The sequence below is a fragment of the Burkholderia sp. AU27893 genome, from assembly GCF_002223205.1.
GTDB lineage: Bacteria > Pseudomonadota > Gammaproteobacteria > Burkholderiales > Burkholderiaceae > Burkholderia.
This window is the reverse complement of the sequence record NZ_NKFD01000001.1, coordinates 2,375,602-2,395,092: the sequence shown is the minus strand read 5'-3', so window position 1 is coordinate 2,395,092 and position 19,491 is coordinate 2,375,602. Positions and strand designations below refer to the sequence as shown.

Here is a 19,491-nt window from a genome sequence, read left to right as displayed (position 1 = left end):
GGGATGATGTTCGACCCGAACGCGCCGGTCGAGGTCGTCACGCTGCGCGATGAGCGTGCCAGCGAGGCCGACGCGATCGGCCGCGTGATCGTCGCCGCGTTCGCGAGCGAGCCGGAAGGTGGCCAGTTCGAACGGCGGATCGTCGATACGCTGCGGGCGGACGGTGCGTTGAGCCTCTCGCTCGTCGCGGAGCGCGACGGCCGCCTGATCGGGCACGTTGCGTTCTCGCCGGTGTCGATCGGTGGCGAACCGTCCGGCAGCCAGGGCTGGTACGGGCTGGCGCCGCTCGCGGTGCTGCCCGACTGCCAGCGGCAGAGCATCGGTGCGGGACTGGTGCGCACGGGGCTCGACGCGTTGCGCCGGCTTGGCGCGCGCGGTTGCGTGCTGCTCGGCGAACCCGCGTACTACACGCGGTTCGGCTTTGCGCCATCCGGCGACATCGTGTTCCCGGGCGTACCGCCCGAGTATTTCCTCGCGCTGTCGCTCGACGCTTCGGCGCCGCGGCCGTCGGGTGACGTTCGCTATCACGACGTGTTCTATCCTGCGTAGCCTGCCGCGCTTGCGGTGCGCGTGAATCCGGCACGGGAAAGGCCGCTCTTCGGAGCGGCCTTTTTCATTTGCCGGGCTGCAAGCGCATCGTGACGCGTCTGCAGGCAGGGTGCGCGGGCAATAAAAAAGCCGCTCCGAAGAGCGGCTTTCGATACGCGTGCGGTGCGTGCTGGCGTTACTTGACAGTGGCTTGCTGGCGCAGACCTTCCTCGAACGCCTGCAGCTTCTGCTGCACGAGCTGCTGCGCGATCTGCTGCTTCACCTGCTCGAGCGGCGGCGGGGCGATGTCGCGGATGTCGTCGACGCGGATGATGTGCCAGCCGAACTGGGTCTTCACCGGCGTGTCGGTCATCTGGCCTTTCTGCAGCTTCTGCGCGGCCGCCGCGAATTCCGGCACGTACGCCTTCGGGTCGGACCAGTCGAGATCGCCGCCGTTCTTGCCCGAACCCGGATCCTTCGAGTATTGCTTCGCGAGATCCTCGAACTTCGCGCCGGCCTTGATCTTCGCGATCAGGTCCTTCGCCTGCTGCTCGTCGCTGACGAGGATGTGGTGCAGGTGGTATTCGCGATTGCCGCCGGCGCCCTTGACGAGGTCGTCGTAACGCGCCTTCACTTCGGCGTCGGTCGGCTGGTTCTTCTTCAGGAAGCTCTCGATCATCGAGCGCAGCACGACGGTCTGCTGCGCGACGGCGACCTGCGCCTTCACGTCCGGACGGTTCGGGATGCCTTCACGGATCGCTTCCTGCATCAGGATTTCGCGGTTCACGAGTTCCTGGCGCACGGCCTGCTGCAGTTGCGGGCTGTCGGTCTGGCCTTGCTGGACGAGCTGAGCCACCATCGCGTCGGCGCGCGACTTCGGAATCGGCGTGCCGTTGACGACGGCGATGTTCTGGGCAAATGCCGGTGCCGCTGCAAAAGCAGCCGCCGCGACCCACAGGCGGGGGGATTTCAGGATCATCGGGAATTCCTAATGAGACTAGATTGAAGATTCGTTGAATTCTTCGGGCGTGTAAGCCACGATCGCGAGCGCGTGAATGCCGCGCTGCATCGCATCAGCGAGCGCATCATACACCAGCCGGTGCCGCGCGACGCGCGGCTTGCCCGCGAAGGCGGACGACACGATCGTGACCGTGAAATGGCCGCCGGCGGACGCGCCGGCGTGGCCCGCGTGCTGTGCGCTGTCGTCGCGCACGGTGAGCGACAGCGGGGCGAGCGCCGCGGTGAGGCGCGCTTCGATCAGCGCGATGCGCTCGTCGGGCGACGCGTGGAGAAAGGCGTCCGTCATGTCACTCGTCCTTCAGGTATTTCGTGAGCCACAGGCTCTGCAGGATGATGAATACGACCATCGCGCCTGTCGTGCCGAACAGCTTGAAGTTCACCCATTGAGACTCGGTGAAGTTGTGCACCACGTACAGGTTCGCGACACCGAGCACCGCGAAGAACAGCGCCCAGGCGACGTTCAGCTTGTCCCACACCGGGTGCGGCAGCGTGAGCTGCTTGCCCATCATCTTCTCGATCAGGTTGTTGCCGAACGCATAGCGCGCGGCGAGCAGCCCGATCGCAAACAGCCAGTACAGCACAGTCGGTTTCCATTGAATGAATTTCTCGTCATGCAGGACGAGGGTGGCGCCACCGAAAACGACGATCACGCCGAGGCTGACCCATAGCATCGTGTCGACCTTCCGGTGCCGGAAGGCAACCCAGGCGACCTGGGCCAGCGTCGCGACGATCGCGACGGCGGTGGCGGTAAAGATGCCCCAGACCTTGAAGGCGGCAAAAAACAGGATGATCGGAAACAGATCGAACAGGAATTTCATGGCGCTCGCAGCTGCGTGAAAGGCCGCTTGCGCGGCCTTTCACCGTTGTAGGGACCCGCCAGGCACCGCCGGAGCGGATCGGGGCGGTGGCGCGAGGGGCGCCCCGCGGATCCGCCCGGCGCCGCTCATTCGTTTTCGGGTCGGGACTCGAAGTTTAACGCAGCCGAATTGATGCAGTACCGCAAACCGGTCTTGTCGCGCGGGCCGTCCTCGAAGACGTGGCCCAGATGCGCGCCGCAGTGGTTGCAGCGCACCTCGACGCGCACCATCCCGTGCGAGTAGTCGACCTTTTCGTCGATCACCTCGCCGTTGAGCGGCTTGAAGTAGCTGGGCCAGCCGCAGCCCGAGTGGAACTTGGCGCCGGATTCGAACAGCGGCGTGCTGCAGACGACGCATTTGTAGATGCCGTCGTCTTCGGTGTCGGTGTATTCGCCGGTGAAGGCGCGCTCGGTCGCCGCATGCTGCGTGACTTCGTACTGCATCGGCGTGAGCCGGCGGCGCAGCTCGGCGTCGTCCTTCTGGTACGGGAAGGTCTTGTCGTCGGAATCGTGGGACATGTGGGGTTCTCCTGATCGGTCGGTCGATACGCGCGGGTCGGGGCTCAGGACGAGCAGCTCACTTCGAGCGACCCGGCCCAGTCGGGCGGCAACGCCGCGTACGCTTCATGCTCCGGTTGTTCGTCGAACGGGCGGCGCAGGATCTGCGCGAGCCGCTCGACTTCCGAAAAATCCTTTTCCTTCGCGCGCCGGATCGCGACTTCGGCCAGATGGTTGCGCAACACGTATTTCGGGTTCGCGCGGTTCATCGCGGCGGCACGTGCCGCGTCGTCGCGTGTTTCCTCGGACAGCCGCGCACGGTAGAGGTTCGCCCACGCATCGAACGCGTCGCGGTCGATGAACAGGTCGCGCACGGGCGCGTCGCGGCTCGCGTCGTGCTTCGAGATCTGCGCGAGCCGGCGGAACGTCAGCGTGAAATCCGCGTGGCTCGCGTGCATCGTCTCGAGCAGCTGGTTCGCGAGCTCGGCATCGTTCTCGCGTTCGACCGCCAGGCCGAGCTTCGCGCGCATCGCACGTTCGAGCGCGGGGCCGAAACGTTCCGGAAATTTCGCGAGCACGGCCTGCGCGTCCTCCACCGCACGTTCGGCGCGCGCATCGTCGTCGGCGATGCCGTGTTGCAGGCCGATCAGCGGCAGCAGCGCCTGCGCGAGGCAATAGCAGTTCCAGTGCGCGATGCGCGGCTGCATCCGGTATGCGTAGCGGCCGCTCGTATCCGAGTGGTTGCAGATGTGGTTCGCGTCGAACGCGTCGACGAAGCCGAACGGGCCGTAGTCGATCGTCACGCCGAGGATCGACATGTTGTCGGTGTTCATCACGCCGTGGCAGAAGCCGACGGCCTGCCACTGCGCGACGAGGTCGGCCGTGCGCAGCGTCGCGGCCTCGAGCAGCGCGAGGTACGGATCGTCGGCGCGGCGGCAATCCGGATAGAAGCGGTCGATCACGTGATCGGCGAGCTTGCGCAGCAGGTCGGGGCGATCGTTCGAGAAGAAGTGCTCGAAGTGGCCGAAGCGCACGAAGCTTTCCGACACGCGCGTGACGACGGCCGACGTCTCGATCTCCTCGCGTACCACCGGCTGGTCGGAACCGATCACCGTCAGGGCGCGCGTGGTCGGGATGCCGAGATGATGCATCGCTTCCGAGCACAGGAATTCGCGGATCGACGAGCGCAGCACCGCGCGGCCGTCACCCATGCGCGAGTAAGGCGTGCGGCCGCTGCCTTTCAGCTGCAGCTCGTAGCGGCGGCCGTCCGTGCCGGTGCGCTCGCCGATCGTCAGCGCGCGGCCGTCGCCGAGCTGACCGGCCCACACGCCGAACTGGTGGCCGGAATACACCGCTGCATACGGCATCGCATGCGCGGGCCAGTCGCGCGTCGGGTTGCCGGCGAACAACTCGGCGAAGCCGGGCTGCGCGGCGCTCGACGGCGGCAGGTCGAGCAGTTGCGCGACTTCGCCGGAAAAGCCGACGACATACGGCGCGGCAAGCGGCGCGGCCGGCAGCCGCGTATGAAACGCGTCGCCGAGCGTGACGAACGCGCCAGTGGCGGGCTCGCCGAGCGTGGCGGCGAGGTCGGGGAGGGTGTCAGCCGGATCGGCTGCGCTTCGGGAAAACGACATGTTGAGCGCCTCTGGGTAAGCCGATATTGTAAGGCGGCGCCGCGCCGCCCGCATGGTGGCCCGCGCACCGTGCGCCAGGCCCGTCCGGGGCCGCTGACGGGCGCGCCGCAGAGGCACCGATTCGCATCCTCACGGAGAACAAGACGATGGGTAAGCCGTTGCTGGGCCAGATGATGGACATGCCGTTGCTGGTGTCCTCGCTGATTTCTCACGCCGCGCGCCACGCCGGCGATACGGAGATCGTGTCGAAGCGCGTGGAAGGCGACCTGCATCGCTACACGTACCGCGATTGCGAACGCCGCGCGAAGCAGTTGGCGCAGGCCCTCACGCGGCTTGGCGTCGAAACCGGCGATCGCGTCGGTACGCTGGCGTGGAACGGCTACCGGCATCTGGAAGCGTATTACGGGATCGGCGGGATGGGTGCCGTGTGCCACACGATCAACCCGCGCCTGTTTCCCGAGCAGATCGCGTACATCGTCAATCACGCGGAAGACCGCTACGTCTTCTTCGACATCAATTTCGCGCCGCTCGTCGAGGCCATCGCGCCGCAATGCCCGCACGTGAAGGGCTGGGTCGCGATGACGGACGCCGCGCACCTGCCGTCCGGCACGACGCCGTTCCTCTGCTACGAAACGCTCGTCGAAGCGGAGGATGGCCGCTACGACTGGCCGCGCCTCGACGAGCAGCAGGCGTCGGGGCTCTGCTACACGTCGGGCACGACCGGCAACCCGAAGGGCGTGCTGTATTCGCACCGCTCGACCGTGCTGCACGCGTACGGCGCCGCGCTGCCCGACGCGATGAACCTGTCCGCGATGGACGCCGTGCTGCCCGTCGTGCCGATGTTCCACGTCAACGCATGGGGGCTGCCGTACGCGGTGCCGCTCACGGGCGGCAAGCTGGTGCTGCCCGGCAAGGATCTCGACGGGAAATCGCTGTACGAGCTGATGGAAGCGGAGCGCGTGACGTTCTCCGCGGGCGTGCCGACCGTGTGGCTCGGCCTGCTCAACTACATGCGCGAGGCCGGCGTGCGCTTCTCGACGCTGAACCGCACGGTGATCGGCGGCTCCGCGTGCCCGCCCGCGATGCTGCGCACCTTCGAGGACGAATACGGCGTGCGCGTGATCCACGCATGGGGGATGACCGAACTGTCGCCGCTCGGCACGCTCGCGAAGCTCAACTGGGCGCAGTCGCAGCGGCCGCTCGACGCGCAGCGCAAGCTGCTCGAGAAGCAGGGGCGCGTGATTTGCGGCGTCGACATGCGCATCGTCGGCGAGGACGGCCACGAACTGCCGTGGGACGGCGTCGCGTTCGGCGAACTGCAGGTGCGCGGCCCATGGGTGATCGATCACTACTTCCGCGGCGAGTCGTCGCCGCTGTCGGACGGCTGGTTCCCGACCGGCGACGTCGCGACGATCGACCCCGACGGCTTCCTGCAGATCACCGATCGCAGCAAGGACGTGATCAAGTCGGGCGGCGAGTGGATCAGCTCGATCGACATCGAGAACGTCGCGATCGCGCACCCGGGCGTGGCCGAGGCCGCCTGCATCGCCTGTGCGCATCCGAAATGGACCGAGCGCCCGCTGCTCGTCGTGGTGCCGCGCGAAGGGGCGAACCTGAGCCGCGACGCGCTGCTCGCGTTCTACGAAGGCAAGGTCGCGAAATGGTGGATTCCCGACGACGTCGTGTTCGTCGAATCGCTGCCGCACACCGCGACCGGCAAGCTGCAGAAGCTGAAGCTGCGCGAGACGTTCCGCGATTACGTGTTGCCGACGGCGGTCTGCGAGCCGTGACGCCGGCCCGGGCCGAAAGCGGCTCGTGAGGCGGTCGCCCGATCCGTCCCCGGATCAGGAGCAAAATTCAAATTGAACGACCGTGCTTTTTCATTGTATGCTGCCTCCGTTCATCAGGACACGCGGCTGTTCGACCGCGCACAATGAAGCGCAGCCACCCCGGCGCGCGATGCATGGAGGCAGGCAGATGGCAGTGGATTACTCGACTCGCGACGGCGTGGCCGTCCTTACGCTCAACAATCCGCCCGTCAACGGGCTCGGCCTGTCGACCCGTCAGGGCGTCATGGACGCGCTCGATCGCGCCGCGCAGGATCCGTCGGTGACAGCCATCGTGCTGACCGGCGCGGGACGCGCATTCTCGGGCGGCGCCGACATCACCGAATTCAATACGCCGAAGGCGCTGCAGGAGCCGACGCTGCACACCGTGATCCGCGCGGTGGAGGCGAGCGCGAAGCCCGTCGTCGCGGCGCTGCACAGCGTCGTGATGGGCGGCGGCCTCGAGCTTGCGCTCGGCGCGCACTACCGCGTCGCAGCACCGGGCGCGCAGGTCGCGCTGCCCGAAGTGAAGCTCGGCCTGCTGCCGGGCGCCGGCGGCACGCAGCGCCTGCCGCGTGCGGTGGGGCTCGAAACCGCGCTGAACATGATCGTGTCGGGCGCGCCCGTGCCGTCGGAGCAGTTGGCGAAGAGCGGGCTGTTCGACGAAATGGCAGACGGCGACCTGCTCGACGCGGCCGTCGCATTCGCTGCCAAGGTCGGCGCGCAGAAGGGGCCGCATCCGCGCGTACGCGATCGCAAGATCGTCCATGAGAACGCCGCCGGCTTCATCCAGTTCGCGCGCAATTCCGCGAAGGCCGCCGCACCGAATTTCCCCGCGCCGCACAAATGTATCGACGCGATCGAGGCCGGCGTGCTGCACGGCTTCGACAAGGGCAGCGTGGCCGAGCGCGAGGGGTTCGTCGCGTTGATGATGACGCCGGAAAGCCGCGCGCTGCGGCACGCGTTCTTCGGCGAGCGTGCCGCGAGCAAGATTCCCGACGTGCCGGCCGATACGCCGCTGCGCGAGATTCGCCGCGTCGGCGTGATCGGCGCGGGCACGATGGGCGGCGGGATCGCGATGAACTTCATCAACGCCGGGTTGCCCGTCACGCTGCTCGAGACGAAACCGGAAGCGCTCGAGCGCGGCGTCGCGACGATCCGCAAGAACTACGACGCGCAGGTGAAGAAGGGCAAGCTCACGCAGGAGAAGCTCGACGCGCGCATGGCGCTGATCACGCCGACGCTGTCCTATGACGACCTGAAGGACGCCGACCTGATCGTCGAGGCCGTGTTCGAGGAGCTCGGCGTGAAGGAGCAAGTGTTCAAGAAGCTCGACGAAGTCGCGAAGGCAGGCGCGATCCTCGCGTCGAACACGTCGACGCTCGACGTCGACAAGATCGCGGCGTTCACGAAGCGTCCGCAGGACGTCGTCGGCATGCACTTCTTCAGCCCGGCGAACGTGATGAAGCTGCTCGAGGTCGTGCGCGGCGCGCAGACCGCGAAGGACGTGCTCGCCACCGTGATGGCCGTCGCGAAGAAGATCCGCAAGACGGCGGTCGTGTCGGGCGTGTGCGACGGCTTCATCGGCAACCGGATGATCGAGCAGTACATCCGCCAGGCGCTGTTCATGCTCGAGGAAGGCGCGCTGCCCGCGCAGGTCGATCGCGCGATCGAGAAATTCGGTTTCGCGATGGGCCCGTTCCGGATGAGCGACCTCGCCGGCAACGACATCGGCTGGGCGATCCGCAAGCGCCGCTACGTCGAGCAGCCCGATCTCCAGTACTCGAAGATCGCCGACCGCCTGTGCGAGCAGGGCCGCTTCGGCCAGAAGACGGGTGCCGGCTGGTACGACTACGTGCCGGGCGATCGCAAGGCGAAGCCGTCGTCGCTCGTCGACGAGATGGTCGTCGCGTATTCGAAGGAGCGCGGTGTCGAGCGTCGCAAGATCGGCGACGACGAGATCGTCGAACGGCTCGTGTTCGCGCTCGTCAACGAAGGCGCGAAGATTCTCGAGGAGAAGATCGCGTCGAAGGCGTCCGACATCGACATGGTCTACCTGACCGGCTACGGCTTCCCGCTGTGGCGCGGCGGCCCGATGCTGTACGCGGACGTGGTCGGCCTCTACAACGTCGAGCGCGCGATTCGCCGCTACGCCGCGGCACCGAACGGCGACGCATGGCAGCTCGCGCCGTCGATCGCGGAACTCGCGAAGGCCGGCCGCGGGTTCAACGGCTGACGCGCCGGATCGCGGCGCGACGCACACCCGGAGAAATGCAATGAAACGCACCGACGACGTCCTGCTCGTGATCGACGTGCAATACGACTTCATGCCGGGCGGCGCGCTCGCGGTGCCGGACGGCGACGCGGTCGTGCCGGTGATCAACGCGCTCGCGCAACGCTTCGACCAGGTCGTGCTGACGCAGGACTGGCACCCGCGCGAACACGTGTCGTTCGCGGCGAATCACCCGGGCCGCGCACCGTTCTCCACGCTCGCGCTGCCGTACGGCGAGCAGGTGCTGTGGCCCGTGCACTGCGTGCAGGACACCGACGGCGCGGCGTTGCATCGCGATCTCGACATCCCGCACGCGCGGCTCGTGATCCGCAAGGGCGGCGACGCGCAGGTCGACAGCTATTCCGCGTTCGTCGAAGCCGACCGCACGACGCGCACCGGGCTTGCGGGCTATCTGCGCGAGCTCGGCGCGAAGCGCGTGTGGTGCTGCGGGCTCGCGACCGACTATTGCGTCGCGTGGTCGGCGCTCGATGCGCGCGCGGCCGGTTTCGAAGCCGCGGTGATCAACGATGCGTGCCGCGCGATCGATCTGAACGGGTCGCTCGCCCACGCATGGCAGCAGATGCAGGCAGCGGGCGTCGCGCATGTGACGTCCCCAAGCGCGCGCCCGCAGGCGTAGCGCATTCCCCATCCGATTCAGGACATGAAGCAGGACCGAAGGAGACTCGCATGACCGAAGCCGTAATCGTATCGACCGCCCGCACGCCGCTGGCGAAATCCTGGCGCGGTGCATTCAACATGACGCACGGCGCGACGCTCGGCGGCCACGCGGTCGCGGCCGCTGTCGAGCGCGCGAAGCTCGACCCCGCACGCGTCGAGGACGTGATCATGGGGTGCGCGAACCCCGAAGGCGCGACCGGCGCGAACATCGCGCGGCAGATCGCACTGCGCGCGGGGCTGCCCGTGACGGTGCCGGGGATGACGGTGAACCGCTTCTGCTCGTCCGGGCTGCAGACCATCGCGCTGGCCGCACAGCGGATCATTGCGGGCGAAGGCGACGTGTATGTCGCGGGCGGCGTCGAATCGATCTCGTGCGTGCAGAACGAGATGAACCACCACATGATCCAGGAAGGCTGGCTCGTCCAGCACAAGCCCGAGATCTACTGGAACATGCTGCAGACGGCCGAGAACGTCGCGAAGCGCTACGGCATCTCGAAGGAGCGGCAGGACGAGTACGGCGTGCAGTCGCAACTGCGCGCCGCGGCCGCACAGGAAGCCGGGCGTTTCCGTGACGAGATCGTGCCGATCACCGTGCTCGCGGGCGTGGCCGACAAGGCGACGGGCCGTCTGTTCACGAAGGAAGTGACGGTCTCGGCCGACGAAGGGATCCGCCCCGACACGACGCTCGAAGGCGTATCGAAGATCCGGTCGGCCGTGCCGGGTGGCGTGATCACCGCAGGCAACGCGAGCCAGTTCTCGGACGGCGCGTCGGCCTGCGTCGTGATGAGCGCCGACGCCGCGCAGCGCGACGGGCTGCAGCCGCTCGGCGTGTTCCGCGGGTTCGCGGTGGCCGGTTGCGAGCCGGACGAGATGGGCATCGGCCCCGTGTTCGCGGTGCCCAAGCTGCTGAAGCAGGCAGGGCTGAAGGTCGACGATATCGGCCTGTGGGAACTGAACGAAGCGTTCGCGGTGCAGGTGCTGTACTGCCGCGACACGCTCGGGATTCCTGAGGATCGTCTGAACGTGAACGGTGGCGCGATCGCGGTCGGCCATCCGTACGGCGTATCGGGCGCACGCCTGACCGGCCATGCGCTGATCGAAGGCAAGCGGCGCGGCGTGAAGTACGCGGTCGTCACGATGTGCATCGGCGGCGGACAGGGCGCGGCCGGCCTGTTCGAAATCCTCTGATCTTTGACACGGAGCGGCCGCGGTTTCGCTTCGGCGAGACAGGCGGCCGCGACGCGAATCGGCGCGACTGATCCGCCATTCGAAACAATCGGGAAGCAAAAGGCATGCGCCCGGCAATGCCGTTTCCCCTTACTTGTCAAACCAATTGCCCCACCTATACTTGCTCTGACATTTGCCTTTCGGCACGATGGGCCGGATCGTGCGCCATGCGATCCGTGCCGCGCAGGTTCGAACCAACGCAGCAGACCGACCGGGGACCGAATGAGTACGACCTATGCAGCCGGGGAACCGCCGCGCGTCGTCAGCGCGGCCGCAAGGCTCTACGCGAAATGCCTGCTGGTCGGATTCGCGTTGCTGCCCGCCTATCTGATCGCCTATCTGTGGTTCTTCAGCGACCCGCGCGTCGTGTTCGAGAACCACGCGTTCCATGAAATCGCGATCGCCGCCGCCACCCTCGAAGGCGCGTTCGTCACCTACGTGACGTGGGTCTGCTACCGGTCGTCCGGCGAGCCGCTGCTGCGCTGGCTGACACTGGGCTTTCTCGGCTTCGCGATGATCTATGCGCTGCACGGTGCGTTCACCGGGATGGCGCATCACAACATCTGGCTGTTCCTGCTGTACGGGCCCGCGTCGCGGCTCGTGATGTCGATCCTGCTGCTCACGGGCCTGCTGTCGTATTCGCGTCCGCCCGATCGCCTCGAGAAGCGCACGAGCGTGCGCACGTGGCTGCCGTGGATCGTGTTCTTCGTGATCGTCAACGTGGTCGTGGCGTACATCGCGTATTCGCCGGTCGCGGGCGCACCGGGCACGCGGCTGTCGATGGAAGGCGGCGCGCTCGTGTTCTCGCTGCTGAACGTCGCCGTGCTGCTCGCGCGACGGATCCGCTCGCCGCTGATGGTGATCTACGGTGTGTCGATCATGGCGTTCACGCTGTCGTCGCTCGCGTTCATTCTCGGCAAGCCGTGGAATCACATGTGGTGGCTCGCGCATGCGATTTTTGCCGGCGGCTTCTTCCTGCTCAGCTACGGTGTCGTGCAGGCGCTGCAGACGACGCGGTCGTTCTCGGCGATCTACAGCCAGGAAGACCTGATGAGCCGGCTGTCGGAATCGATGGCGCGCACCGAGAGCGCGCTGCAGGAGCTGCGGCGCACGAACCAGAAGCTCGAATACATGGCCGCGACCGATCCGATGACGGGCGCGTCGAACCGCCGGCAATTCATCGCACAGGTCGAGCGCGAGATGGTGCGGGCCGAGCGCGATGGCACGCCGTTCTGCCTGCTCGCACTCGATCTCGACAATTTCAAGAACATCAACGATGCGTACGGGCATCAGATCGGCGACGAGGTGCTGCGCGGCGTCGTGCGCCAGTGCCTCGATGCGATCCGGCCCGCGGGCGGCCTGGCACGGGTCGGCGGCGAGGAGTTCATGGCGCTGCTGCCGGACATGCCGCTCGAAGGCGCGCGGATGACGGCCGAACGCGTACGCTCGTCGATCGCGAGTTCGCCGTTCGGGCTCGATTTCAAGCGCGTGCAGGTGACGGTCAGTGTCGGCGTCGCGCAATACGGGGCCGACGGCAGCACGGTCGATGCGTTGCTGCGCGCGGTCGACGAACGGTTGTACCAGGCGAAGCGGGAAGGGCGGAACCGGGTCGTGGCGCGGTGATACGGGTTCGCGCGGCACACGGGCGCTGGTGAACGGACGCGCAACATTCGGCCGCGCGGGCGTACAGCGGCTGTGTTCAGCGCCTCGATCTCCGACGAAGCCCCGGAGGCGGTCACGCCGCCGGGGCTTTTGCATGTCCGGTCAGCACGCGACCGGCGACGCGCTACCGCGCTGCCAGCGCCGCCGCGCGCTGCTTCGGCTGCGCATCCTGCATCCGCTGCGACGCCTGCCACCAGTACTTGCCCGCGCGCTGCTGCGGGTCGCGGATCGCGAGATACGTCGTACTCCAGAGCTGTGCCGCGTTCGCTTCGGTGGCGTCCGCACTGCGCGTGCCGAATGCATCGGTCTGGTACTTGCCGTTCACGTACGACCACGTCCACATCTCCGACGTGCGCATGTCGCGCCCGTTCGAGATCACCTGCCAGATCGTCTGCCGCGCCTGAGTGAGCAGCGAGCGTGTCGCGGCCGACAGGTCCTGGCGCGCGAGCTGGCGATCGAGCCCGGCCACCCACATCGCCTGCTGCCACGACCAGATCACCGTGCCGTGATACGCGGAACTGGTGAACTTCGGCCACAGCGCCTGGCTTGCATACGCGGGATTCGCGATCAGCATCCCGGCATCGGTCACGAGCCCGGTCGGGAACGGCCGCGTGACGTCGGTGACGATCCGCTGAAGCTCGTCGTCCGGCGGCGTGCCGAACAGCAGCGCGAAGCCACCGTCCGAATTCATCACCGGAATCGGGTTGCCCTGCTGATCGAGCGACAGCGCGTAGAACGCCAGCGGCGTGCCCGGTGCGGCGCCGGCCGGCACGCCCGCGGACGGCGCATAGGCCGACACGTCGGTGGCTGCCTGTGCGGCCGGCACGCTGACCTGGAACAGCGGCGGCGCCTGCGTTTCCCACGTGGCCGCCTGGTTCGCCGTGTTGGCGAGCGTCGCGCGCTGCCCGGCATCCAGATACGGATCGAGCAGGCCGTGTGTGAGGAACGCGTTCGCGGCACGCAACGCGGCCGGCACGAGCACCGCGTTGACGTCATACGGATAGACGCCGCCGCCGAGCCCGTCGGTGCTGTCGCGCCAGTTGCCGACGATCTCGCCGGGTCGCAGGTGGATCAGGTTCGCGACCGTCGGCTGCTGCACGAACGGCTGCGCGGTCGTCGCGACGTGCAGCAGGTTGACGACCAGGCGGCTGCCCAGGGTCTGCCCGTCGCTGCCGCGCTGCGCGAGATAGGCAGCCGCGCGGGCCTGGCCGCGCGTATCGTCGATCAGCCACGCGGCCGCGATCGGCGCGAGCAGGTAGTCGCTGTCGATCATCTTGTAGTCGTAGGTCGGCGTCGGATCGTTCGGCCGCCCGTTCTTCTGGTTGTCGACGAGGGCGAATTCGCCGATCCCTTCCTCGTGCGCGACCTTGCCGTCGGTCGATAGCCGGCTCAGCACCGACGACAGGCCGGCCTCGATCGCCGCGGGTTCGAGCACGGGCATCAGCATGCGTACCGAGATCAGCGTGTCCCGGCCGAAGTAGGTGTCGTACTGCCACGAGCCGGCCAGCAGCTTGTCGTGGAAGCTCAGGAATTCGAGCACGTTCTGGCTCACCGGGTCGGGGTTCACCGAGGGCGCGAGCAGGTCGGCGTGCGTGATCGGCGACAACGGCGTCTCGCCCGACAGCGCATCGACATGCAGCCGCAGCGTGTGCGAGCCCGCCGGCGCGCTCAGGACGAGCTTGCCGCCCGCTGCCGGCGTGATGCTGCCGCCGTCGCGCAGCGTGATGCGCAGTGAATAACCGGGCGCGCCGTCGATCCGGTCGCGTTGCCATTGCGCGGCGCTGCCCTGAACCGTCGGCGCGGTGAGGATCTGCTGCGGAATCGTGGCGCCGCCGTTGAAGTCGCGCAGGAAGCGCACGTTGCTGAGCACGCCCTGGCGGATCGTCAGTGTGTTGGTGTCCACCGACACGTCGGCGCCGATGCCGTACAGCGGACGGCCATGCGTGTCGGGTGCCGATAGCGCGGACGGCGGCGTGTCGAGGCTCCAGTTCACCGGCTGCGCGGTGTCGTCGAACCACAGCCCGGTGCCGCTGTTGCCGGCGGGGAAGACCACGAGCAGGCGCGGCTTCGTCGACGAGCGCACGAGCAGGTGTGCGGCGACGTTGTCCTGCCGGTAGAACGCGTTGATCTGGCCGCCGGTGTCCATGCGGAACGACAGTGCGGCGTTGTTCGACGGCGGGTTGCTCGATTTGACGTCGTCGTCATTGCAGGCCGCGAGCAGGCCGGCGCAGATGAATCCGAGACACAGCGACTTCGCAAGGCGATGCATGTTGATGTCCCTCCTGATGACTGGCGATTTTTATGAGAATTATCGAATGAGTGGGTGCTCGATCTGCTTCATCCGGTATTGCGGAATTCCTGGGGAATTCAGAATTAATCCAGGCGTACTTCGGGGGCGAATTGAACGCGAAATAACTGGTTGGCGGTTAATGCCGGAATTGAAAACAAAAGGAGGCGCTGCCCCGGCCAGGCATGAAAGACTTCTTTGCTGACGTTCCGGCGCTGTGCCGACATGGGTGTGCGCGAAGTGAAAAACGAAACGTAAGCTGTCGTAGGGGATTCTAAAGTTCGGATAAATTCGAAGTCAATAATGATTTTATGGTTTTCGAATAATGCTCCGGAATGAGGTCGCAATTATTGCTTGTTAGGCCGGTAAAATGTGCGAATTCATGTGGAAATAGAGACGTGTTGATTGTCGAGTTGAGTGAAATCGATTGGCAATCGATGTCGGTATGGGTGATTGATTCCGAACCGGGATTAAATCGTGGCGGTTTGCCTGTCGCCGTGTCTCGGGCGGTGCAAACGAAGCCGTGGAATGTGGTGGATTCGGCAATACGGAGGGGTGAGCAACCGGCGTTCCTGCGACCGGGCTGGCGCGTGACTCCGTGAATCGGGCTCCATGCGATCGCGCCAGCGGTGTCGGCAAGTTTGGTAGGCGTGGGAACCGCTTCCGCTTACCGAATTGCCGCAGTCGGTCATTGATGCGATTCGATATTCGTCGTTTGCGGGGATGACGATCTTGCGACAGAGCGACTTTTCATCGATGGCCGATGTTGGTTGGCGTCGCCTTCACTCCGGAGAATGCACCGTGCTGCACGTGCCCGACGATTCAGTGGTCGTATTGGTTGATTTTCAGACGCGGCTGATGCCGGTGATCCACGAAGGGGCATCGGTCGTCACGCAGGCTGTCCGACTTGCCCGTATTGCGCAGATACTCGGGGTGCCGGTGACGGGTACCGAGCAGAGCCCCGTCCAGTTGGGCCGGAACGTACCGGAGATCAAGGACCTGTGCTCCAGCACCGTCGTCAAGGATCATTTCGACGCATGCGCGGAGGGCCTGGTCGATGCATTGCCGGCCGGGCGCAACAGCGTCATCGTCGCCGGTTGCGAGGCGCACGTGTGCGTGTTGCAAACGGCGCTCGGGTTGTTGCGCAGCGGCCGCAACGTCACGGTGGTCAGCGACGCCGTGGGGTCGCGCAGGACGATCGACCGGGACGCGGGGGTCGCCCGGCTCGCGGCGGCGGGAGTGCAAATCGCGACGGTCGAGATGATCGGGTTCGAATGGCTGGGCTCCAGCCGGCATCCGCGTTTTCGCGATGTGCTGAGCCTGATCAAGTGAGTCGCGGCGCGCGTGCGCTGACGGAAACCGTGTTTCGGGAGCCGGATGCGTGAATCCCGGGATGTCGGCGCATTGGCGCCGTCAGGTTTGGCAGGCTAGGTGCCGGCGGTCGTGGGCGGAATCCTCGTGTCGGCGGGCGACACGGAGAAGAATCGTGCGCGAGCGCCTGGTCGCAGCCCTCCGACAGCGCGACGACAGTTCTCGTCGAACTGTCGCGCCGGCTCGAAACCTCGCCGTCGTTGGGGGCGAGGTTTCTCGGCCGCCGGCGGAGCTCAGGCCGCTGCCGCCTGATGCGCCGAGTCGCGCTGCTCACCACCCAGGATATCGATGAGGCTGGCCAACATCCGCGCCAGTTCACCGGTCATCAGCGTGACATCCGAGTCGAAGCGTTCATCGTCGTTCTGCGCGGTCGGATCCGCCGCTTCCTTGATCACGTCGAGCGGCGTCACGCGCTTGATCGTCAGCGACGGCGTCAGCACGAAGGAGATCCGGTTGTCCCAGGTCATCGCCAGGCGCATGCATTGTTTGCCGGCCTCGATGTGCCGGCGCATGTCGTTCGCTTCCAGTGCGTGGCCGACATATCGCACCGTGGCGCCGCCTTCGCCGCTCGAGCGCAATTCGGCGTCCTGATCCACGGTGAATCCGCCCGGCGCCTCGCCGGACAACAGCCAATCCGTCATCGCGGCGACCGGCGAACGCACCACCTGAACACCGGCGAGCGGCAACTGATCGATCGATTTGACGAGCAGGCCGCGAACGTCGTCGGCAACAGCCTGTGAAGCCGCATCGATGACGAGCCAGCCGTTCACCGTATCGATCCACACGCGGGTATCGCGCTGAATGGTGAACGCACGCGGGAGCAGTTCGTCGGTCACCTGCTCCTTGAGTTCGCGCATCTGCTTTCGCCCGACCTTGAAGCCCTGCTGCTCCTCGATTTCAAGCGCGCGTGCCTTGGTCACCTGAGTGACGACCGACGCCGGAAGCAGCTTCTTCTCGGCACGAAACGTCAGCAACATCTGCCGGTTGATCGAATACACGAGTGCGCCGTCGTCACGCGGCGACGCCCATCCGTGGCTCTGCATCTCGACGCTGGTGCCCGGCTGAAACGCGTGGGGCGCCAGCCATTTTTCCATCTGATCGGGGGTAACGGCCCAAGGTGCCGGAAGACGATGAAGCTGAAGGTTCTTGAACCACATAGGAGTACGGGCAAAGCGCACCATTCTATATGACGGTGATGCTTCGGGTGCGGATTCGGTTGTTCGAGGTGACGGTCCGATCGTTGATCGATGTCGTGTTGAGTAGGGGGGGCATCGCTCGCCAAATTCGCCACGGAACGGGAGCCGCGCCCTGCTCGAAAAGTTGCTTTGCCTTCGCCGATAGCAACGCGATTCTCCGTCCCGGCAATGCTGTACTTGTACCGGCAGAGCCTGGCGCCGGACAGTTGCACCAGCAGATCCAGCCCATCGAAGTCGGCAAGTTTGGTAGGCTTGTCGTCTGCCTTCGCTGGTCGGAACTTGATGGCATCAAGTGACACGGTGAACAAGCGGGAATCGCCTTCGGGTGATCGAAACGATACCCGCTTTGTCACCCGCATCTCGCTCGGCCGGATGCCACTTCCGGCGAACGCAAGCGAACGGTGAAAGGGCGTAAGATGCCCGATTGGCAAGGGTGACAGGCAAGTCGCCGAACCGGAACGAACAGGAGCAACCGAAGTGATCCGTCATATCGTCATGTGGAAGTTGAAAGAATCGGCCGAAGGCGCGACGCGCGCGCAGAACGCGCTGAAGCTGAAGGAAAAGCTCGAAGGCTGCCGCGACCTCGTGCCGGGCACGCTGCAGATCGACGTCGGCGTGGCGACGCCGGGCCTCGATGCAACCGCCGACATCGTGCTGGTATCCGATTTCGCGGACAAGGCCGCACTCGATGCCTACCAGGTGCATCCGGTTCACCAGGAAGTGAAGAAATTCGTCGTCGCGGTGGCCGAATCGCGCGAGTGCGTCGACTACATCGTCGACAGCCCACGATGAGCGACGCGGCAACCCCGACGGACGGCCCGTCGATCGAAAGCCCGTTCGTCGACATGCTCGGCGTGCAGCTCGTGTCCGCGAAAGACGGCGCAAGCGAGATTGTGCTGCCGCTCGAAGAGCGGCACATGAACACGTGGAGCATCGCGCACGGCGGCGTGACGATGACGCTCGCGGACATCGCGCTCGCGATGGCCGCACGCAGCCTGACCGACGACGGTATCGGCGTCGTCACGGTCGAGATGAAGGTGAACTTCATGCAACCGGGGCGCGGCGAGCTGCGCGCTTACGGGCGCGTGATGCATCGCTCGACGACGATGGCCTACTGCGAAGGCGAAGTGCGCGACAGCGACGGCAATTTCGTCGCGAAGGCGCTCGGCACGTTCAAGTACATGCGGCGGCTCGCGGTGGGCCGCGACATCAAGCGGCAACGTTCGCGCACGGCGCCGGACGCCCAGCCCGGCCCGAGCGACGCGTAAGCGCCCGGACGCACGGCGGCCCGGCCTCTTCACAGGCCGGGCCGTTTTGTTTTGCGGCATGCATCGCCCACCGCCCACCGCGGAATGTCGCAACACACGGCGCATCACGCCCGCCGGACCCGCGCATGGCATCATGCACGCTTGTCCGTTCACGGTGCCCCGCAGGCGCCGTCCTCACCGATGCCGCTGAATCCGAAGATCGCCCAGGTGCTCGACATGATCGAGCGCGCGAAACGTCCGTCCTATCACCACCAGACGCCGCAGCAGGCGCGCGCCGCGTACGAGAAGAGCGCGCCGATCCTCGACGTCGCACCGGCGCCGATGCATTCGGTCGAGGCGTGCGTCGTGCCGACGCGCGATGGCCGCACGATCGGTGCGAGGCTGTACCTGCCGGTCGCGCCGAGCCTCGCGGAGCCGCTGCCCGCGCTCGTCTACTACCACGGCGGCGGCTTCACGGTCGGCAGCGTCGATACGCACGACGCGCTGTGCCGGATGTTCGCGCACGACGCGCAATGTGCGGTGCTGTCGGTCGGCTACCGGCTCGCGCCCGAACACAGGTTTCCGACGGCGGTGAACGACGCCGCCGACGCGTTGCAATGGCTGCATCGCGAAGCGGCCACGTTCGGCATTGATGCCGAACGGTTGGCCGTCGGCGGCGACAGCGCGGGCGGCACGCTCGCTACCGTCTGCGCGGTGCTCGCACGCGACGCGGGCATGCGCCTTGCGCTGCAGATGCTGATCTACCCGGGCGTGACGGGCTTCCAGGACACCGAATCGCACGCACGGTTCGCGAACGGCTACCTGCTGACACAGGACACGATCCAGTGGTTCTTCACGCAATACGTGCGGGATCCGGCGGACCGCGACGACTGGCGTTTCGCACCGCTCGACGGCACGCGCGGTGCGCCTTCGTTCGCGGGCGTCGCACCGGCGTGGATCGCGACGGCCGAATACGATCCGTTGAGCGACGAAGGCGCCGCGTATGCGGAGAAGTTGCGCGCGGCGGGAAGCGCGGTCACGCTGGTCTGCTATCCGGGGATGATCCACGAATTCTTCAAGATGGGCGGCTACGTGCCCGAAGTGCGGGCCGCGCATGCCGACGCGGTCGCGGCGTTGAAGGCCGCATTCGACGACGTTTGACGGTGGTTGTTTGGCGGCGTACGCGCCA

The 19,491-nt window shown here is 66.4% G+C and carries 19 protein-coding genes; 12 read left to right on the top strand and 7 right to left on the bottom strand.

Annotated elements, in window-relative coordinates; genetic code table 11:
- Positions 1-3: 3 nt before the first annotated feature.
- A complete protein-coding gene (locus CFB47_RS11315; RefSeq protein ID WP_089461416.1) occupies positions 4-549 on the top strand; it encodes a GNAT family N-acetyltransferase in 546 nt (181 codons plus the stop codon).
- A 175-nt stretch (positions 550-724) separates the two neighbouring features.
- On the opposite strand, the gene CFB47_RS11310 is transcribed toward CFB47_RS11315, so the two are convergent.
- The 5 genes from CFB47_RS11310 to CFB47_RS11290 form a co-directional block, all read right to left on the bottom strand.
- Positions 725-1,507: a peptidylprolyl isomerase gene (locus CFB47_RS11310; RefSeq protein ID WP_089425616.1), complete on the bottom strand. Its 783-nt coding sequence runs from the start codon at positions 1,505-1,507 to the stop codon at positions 725-727.
- A gap of 18 nt (positions 1,508-1,525) precedes the next feature.
- Positions 1,526-1,834: a BolA family transcriptional regulator gene (locus CFB47_RS11305; protein ID WP_089440293.1), complete on the bottom strand. Its 309-nt coding sequence runs from the start codon at positions 1,832-1,834 to the stop codon at positions 1,526-1,528.
- A gap of 1 nt (position 1,835) precedes the next feature.
- The gene (locus CFB47_RS11300) at positions 1,836-2,366 is read right to left on the bottom strand and encodes a septation protein A (RefSeq protein WP_011352350.1); all 531 of its coding nucleotides are present in this window, start codon (positions 2,364-2,366) and stop codon (positions 1,836-1,838) included.
- A gap of 125 nt (positions 2,367-2,491) precedes the next feature.
- Positions 2,492-2,923: a peptide-methionine (R)-S-oxide reductase MsrB gene (gene msrB / locus CFB47_RS11295; protein ID WP_089440292.1), complete on the bottom strand. Its 432-nt coding sequence runs from the start codon at positions 2,921-2,923 to the stop codon at positions 2,492-2,494.
- A 44-nt stretch (positions 2,924-2,967) separates the two neighbouring features.
- Complete coding sequence (locus CFB47_RS11290; RefSeq protein WP_089461188.1) at positions 2,968-4,536, bottom strand: YdiU family protein; 1,569 nt, start codon at positions 4,534-4,536, stop codon at positions 2,968-2,970.
- Between the two features lie 146 nt (positions 4,537-4,682).
- On the opposite strand from CFB47_RS11290, the gene CFB47_RS11285 reads away from it, so the two are divergent.
- The 5 genes from CFB47_RS11285 to CFB47_RS11265 all read left to right on the top strand — a co-directional run bounded on the left by CFB47_RS11285 (position 4,683) and on the right by CFB47_RS11265 (position 12,162).
- Positions 4,683-6,326 carry a 3-(methylthio)propionyl-CoA ligase gene (locus tag CFB47_RS11285; RefSeq protein WP_089456371.1) on the top strand — a complete coding sequence of 548 codons (1,644 nt, stop codon included), beginning with the start codon at positions 4,683-4,685 and terminating at the stop codon, positions 6,324-6,326.
- A 187-nt stretch (positions 6,327-6,513) separates the two neighbouring features.
- Positions 6,514-8,598: a 3-hydroxyacyl-CoA dehydrogenase NAD-binding domain-containing protein gene (locus CFB47_RS11280; RefSeq protein ID WP_089461187.1), complete on the top strand. Its 2,085-nt coding sequence runs from the start codon at positions 6,514-6,516 to the stop codon at positions 8,596-8,598.
- Positions 8,599-8,638: 40 nt separating this feature from the next.
- Positions 8,639-9,271: a bifunctional nicotinamidase/pyrazinamidase gene (pncA, locus tag CFB47_RS11275; protein WP_089461186.1), complete on the top strand. Its 633-nt coding sequence runs from the start codon at positions 8,639-8,641 to the stop codon at positions 9,269-9,271.
- Between the two features lie 50 nt (positions 9,272-9,321).
- Complete coding sequence (locus tag CFB47_RS11270) at positions 9,322-10,500, top strand: acetyl-CoA C-acyltransferase (RefSeq protein ID WP_089440288.1); 1,179 nt, start codon at positions 9,322-9,324, stop codon at positions 10,498-10,500.
- 261 nt (positions 10,501-10,761) lie between these two features.
- A complete protein-coding gene (locus CFB47_RS11265; protein WP_089461185.1) occupies positions 10,762-12,162 on the top strand; it encodes a GGDEF domain-containing protein in 1,401 nt (466 codons plus the stop codon).
- A 163-nt stretch (positions 12,163-12,325) separates the two neighbouring features.
- Here the strand turns inward: CFB47_RS11265 and CFB47_RS11260 are convergent, their stop codons facing one another.
- Complete coding sequence (locus tag CFB47_RS11260) at positions 12,326-14,470, bottom strand: hypothetical protein (RefSeq protein WP_089461184.1); 2,145 nt, start codon at positions 14,468-14,470, stop codon at positions 12,326-12,328.
- Between the two features lie 416 nt (positions 14,471-14,886).
- Between CFB47_RS11260 and CFB47_RS40345 the strand changes: the two genes are divergently transcribed.
- Together CFB47_RS40345 and CFB47_RS11255 are read left to right on the top strand one after the other, a co-directional pair.
- Positions 14,887-15,090, top strand: coding sequence for a hypothetical protein (locus CFB47_RS40345; RefSeq protein ID WP_143330829.1), 204 nt, complete (start codon positions 14,887-14,889; stop codon positions 15,088-15,090).
- Between the two features lie 199 nt (positions 15,091-15,289).
- On the top strand, positions 15,290-15,820 hold the full coding sequence (locus CFB47_RS11255) for an isochorismatase family protein (protein ID WP_089461415.1): 531 nt from the start codon (positions 15,290-15,292) through the stop codon (positions 15,818-15,820).
- Between the two features lie 272 nt (positions 15,821-16,092).
- On the opposite strand, the gene CFB47_RS11250 is transcribed toward CFB47_RS11255, so the two are convergent.
- Complete coding sequence (locus tag CFB47_RS11250; protein ID WP_089456365.1) at positions 16,093-17,016, bottom strand: recombination-associated protein RdgC; 924 nt, start codon at positions 17,014-17,016, stop codon at positions 16,093-16,095.
- A gap of 29 nt (positions 17,017-17,045) precedes the next feature.
- Here CFB47_RS11250 and CFB47_RS11245 point away from each other — a divergent pair, with 29 nt between their 5' ends.
- The 4 genes from CFB47_RS11245 to CFB47_RS11230 all read left to right on the top strand — a co-directional run bounded on the left by CFB47_RS11245 (position 17,046) and on the right by CFB47_RS11230 (position 19,463).
- Positions 17,046-17,351: a hypothetical protein gene (locus CFB47_RS11245; RefSeq protein WP_089456364.1), complete on the top strand. Its 306-nt coding sequence runs from the start codon at positions 17,046-17,048 to the stop codon at positions 17,349-17,351.
- 181 nt (positions 17,352-17,532) lie between these two features.
- Positions 17,533-17,847 carry a Dabb family protein gene (locus tag CFB47_RS11240; protein WP_011352339.1) on the top strand — a complete coding sequence of 105 codons (315 nt, stop codon included), beginning with the start codon at positions 17,533-17,535 and terminating at the stop codon, positions 17,845-17,847.
- Positions 17,844-18,323, top strand: coding sequence for a PaaI family thioesterase (locus CFB47_RS11235; protein ID WP_046545900.1), 480 nt, complete (start codon positions 17,844-17,846; stop codon positions 18,321-18,323). The genes CFB47_RS11240 and CFB47_RS11235 overlap by 4 nt, the downstream gene beginning before the upstream one ends.
- A gap of 180 nt (positions 18,324-18,503) precedes the next feature.
- Positions 18,504-19,463, top strand: a complete 960-nt coding sequence (locus tag CFB47_RS11230; RefSeq protein ID WP_089461183.1) for an alpha/beta hydrolase — start codon at positions 18,504-18,506, stop codon at positions 19,461-19,463.
- The last annotated feature ends 28 nt before the right edge of the window (positions 19,464-19,491 follow it).

Bases quoted from the DNA above. Each gene is read 5' to 3' on its own strand.
- CFB47_RS11315 (WP_089461416.1), top strand. From the start codon at position 4: ATGATGTTCGACCCGAACGCGCCGGTCGAGGTCGTCACGCTGCGCGAT.
- CFB47_RS11310 (WP_089425616.1), bottom strand. From the start codon at position 1,507: ATGATCCTGAAATCCCCCCGCCTGTGGGTCGCGGCGGCTGCTTTTGCA.
- CFB47_RS11305 (WP_089440293.1), bottom strand. From the start codon at position 1,834: ATGACGGACGCCTTTCTCCACGCGTCGCCCGACGAGCGCATCGCGCTG.
- CFB47_RS11300 (WP_011352350.1), bottom strand. From the start codon at position 2,366: ATGAAATTCCTGTTCGATCTGTTTCCGATCATCCTGTTTTTTGCCGCC.
- msrB (WP_089440292.1), bottom strand. From the start codon at position 2,923: ATGTCCCACGATTCCGACGACAAGACCTTCCCGTACCAGAAGGACGAC.
- CFB47_RS11290 (WP_089461188.1), bottom strand. From the start codon at position 4,536: ATGTCGTTTTCCCGAAGCGCAGCCGATCCGGCTGACACCCTCCCCGAC.
- CFB47_RS11285 (WP_089456371.1), top strand. From the start codon at position 4,683: ATGGGTAAGCCGTTGCTGGGCCAGATGATGGACATGCCGTTGCTGGTG.
- CFB47_RS11280 (WP_089461187.1), top strand. From the start codon at position 6,514: ATGGCAGTGGATTACTCGACTCGCGACGGCGTGGCCGTCCTTACGCTC.
- pncA (WP_089461186.1), top strand. From the start codon at position 8,639: ATGAAACGCACCGACGACGTCCTGCTCGTGATCGACGTGCAATACGAC.
- CFB47_RS11270 (WP_089440288.1), top strand. From the start codon at position 9,322: ATGACCGAAGCCGTAATCGTATCGACCGCCCGCACGCCGCTGGCGAAA.
- CFB47_RS11265 (WP_089461185.1), top strand. From the start codon at position 10,762: ATGAGTACGACCTATGCAGCCGGGGAACCGCCGCGCGTCGTCAGCGCG.
- CFB47_RS11260 (WP_089461184.1), bottom strand. From the start codon at position 14,470: ATGCATCGCCTTGCGAAGTCGCTGTGTCTCGGATTCATCTGCGCCGGC.
- CFB47_RS11250 (WP_089456365.1), bottom strand. From the start codon at position 17,016: ATGTGGTTCAAGAACCTTCAGCTTCATCGTCTTCCGGCACCTTGGGCC.
- CFB47_RS11245 (WP_089456364.1), top strand. From the start codon at position 17,046: ATGACGGTGATGCTTCGGGTGCGGATTCGGTTGTTCGAGGTGACGGTC.
- CFB47_RS11235 (WP_046545900.1), top strand. From the start codon at position 17,844: ATGAGCGACGCGGCAACCCCGACGGACGGCCCGTCGATCGAAAGCCCG.
- CFB47_RS11230 (WP_089461183.1), top strand. From the start codon at position 18,504: ATGCCGCTGAATCCGAAGATCGCCCAGGTGCTCGACATGATCGAGCGC.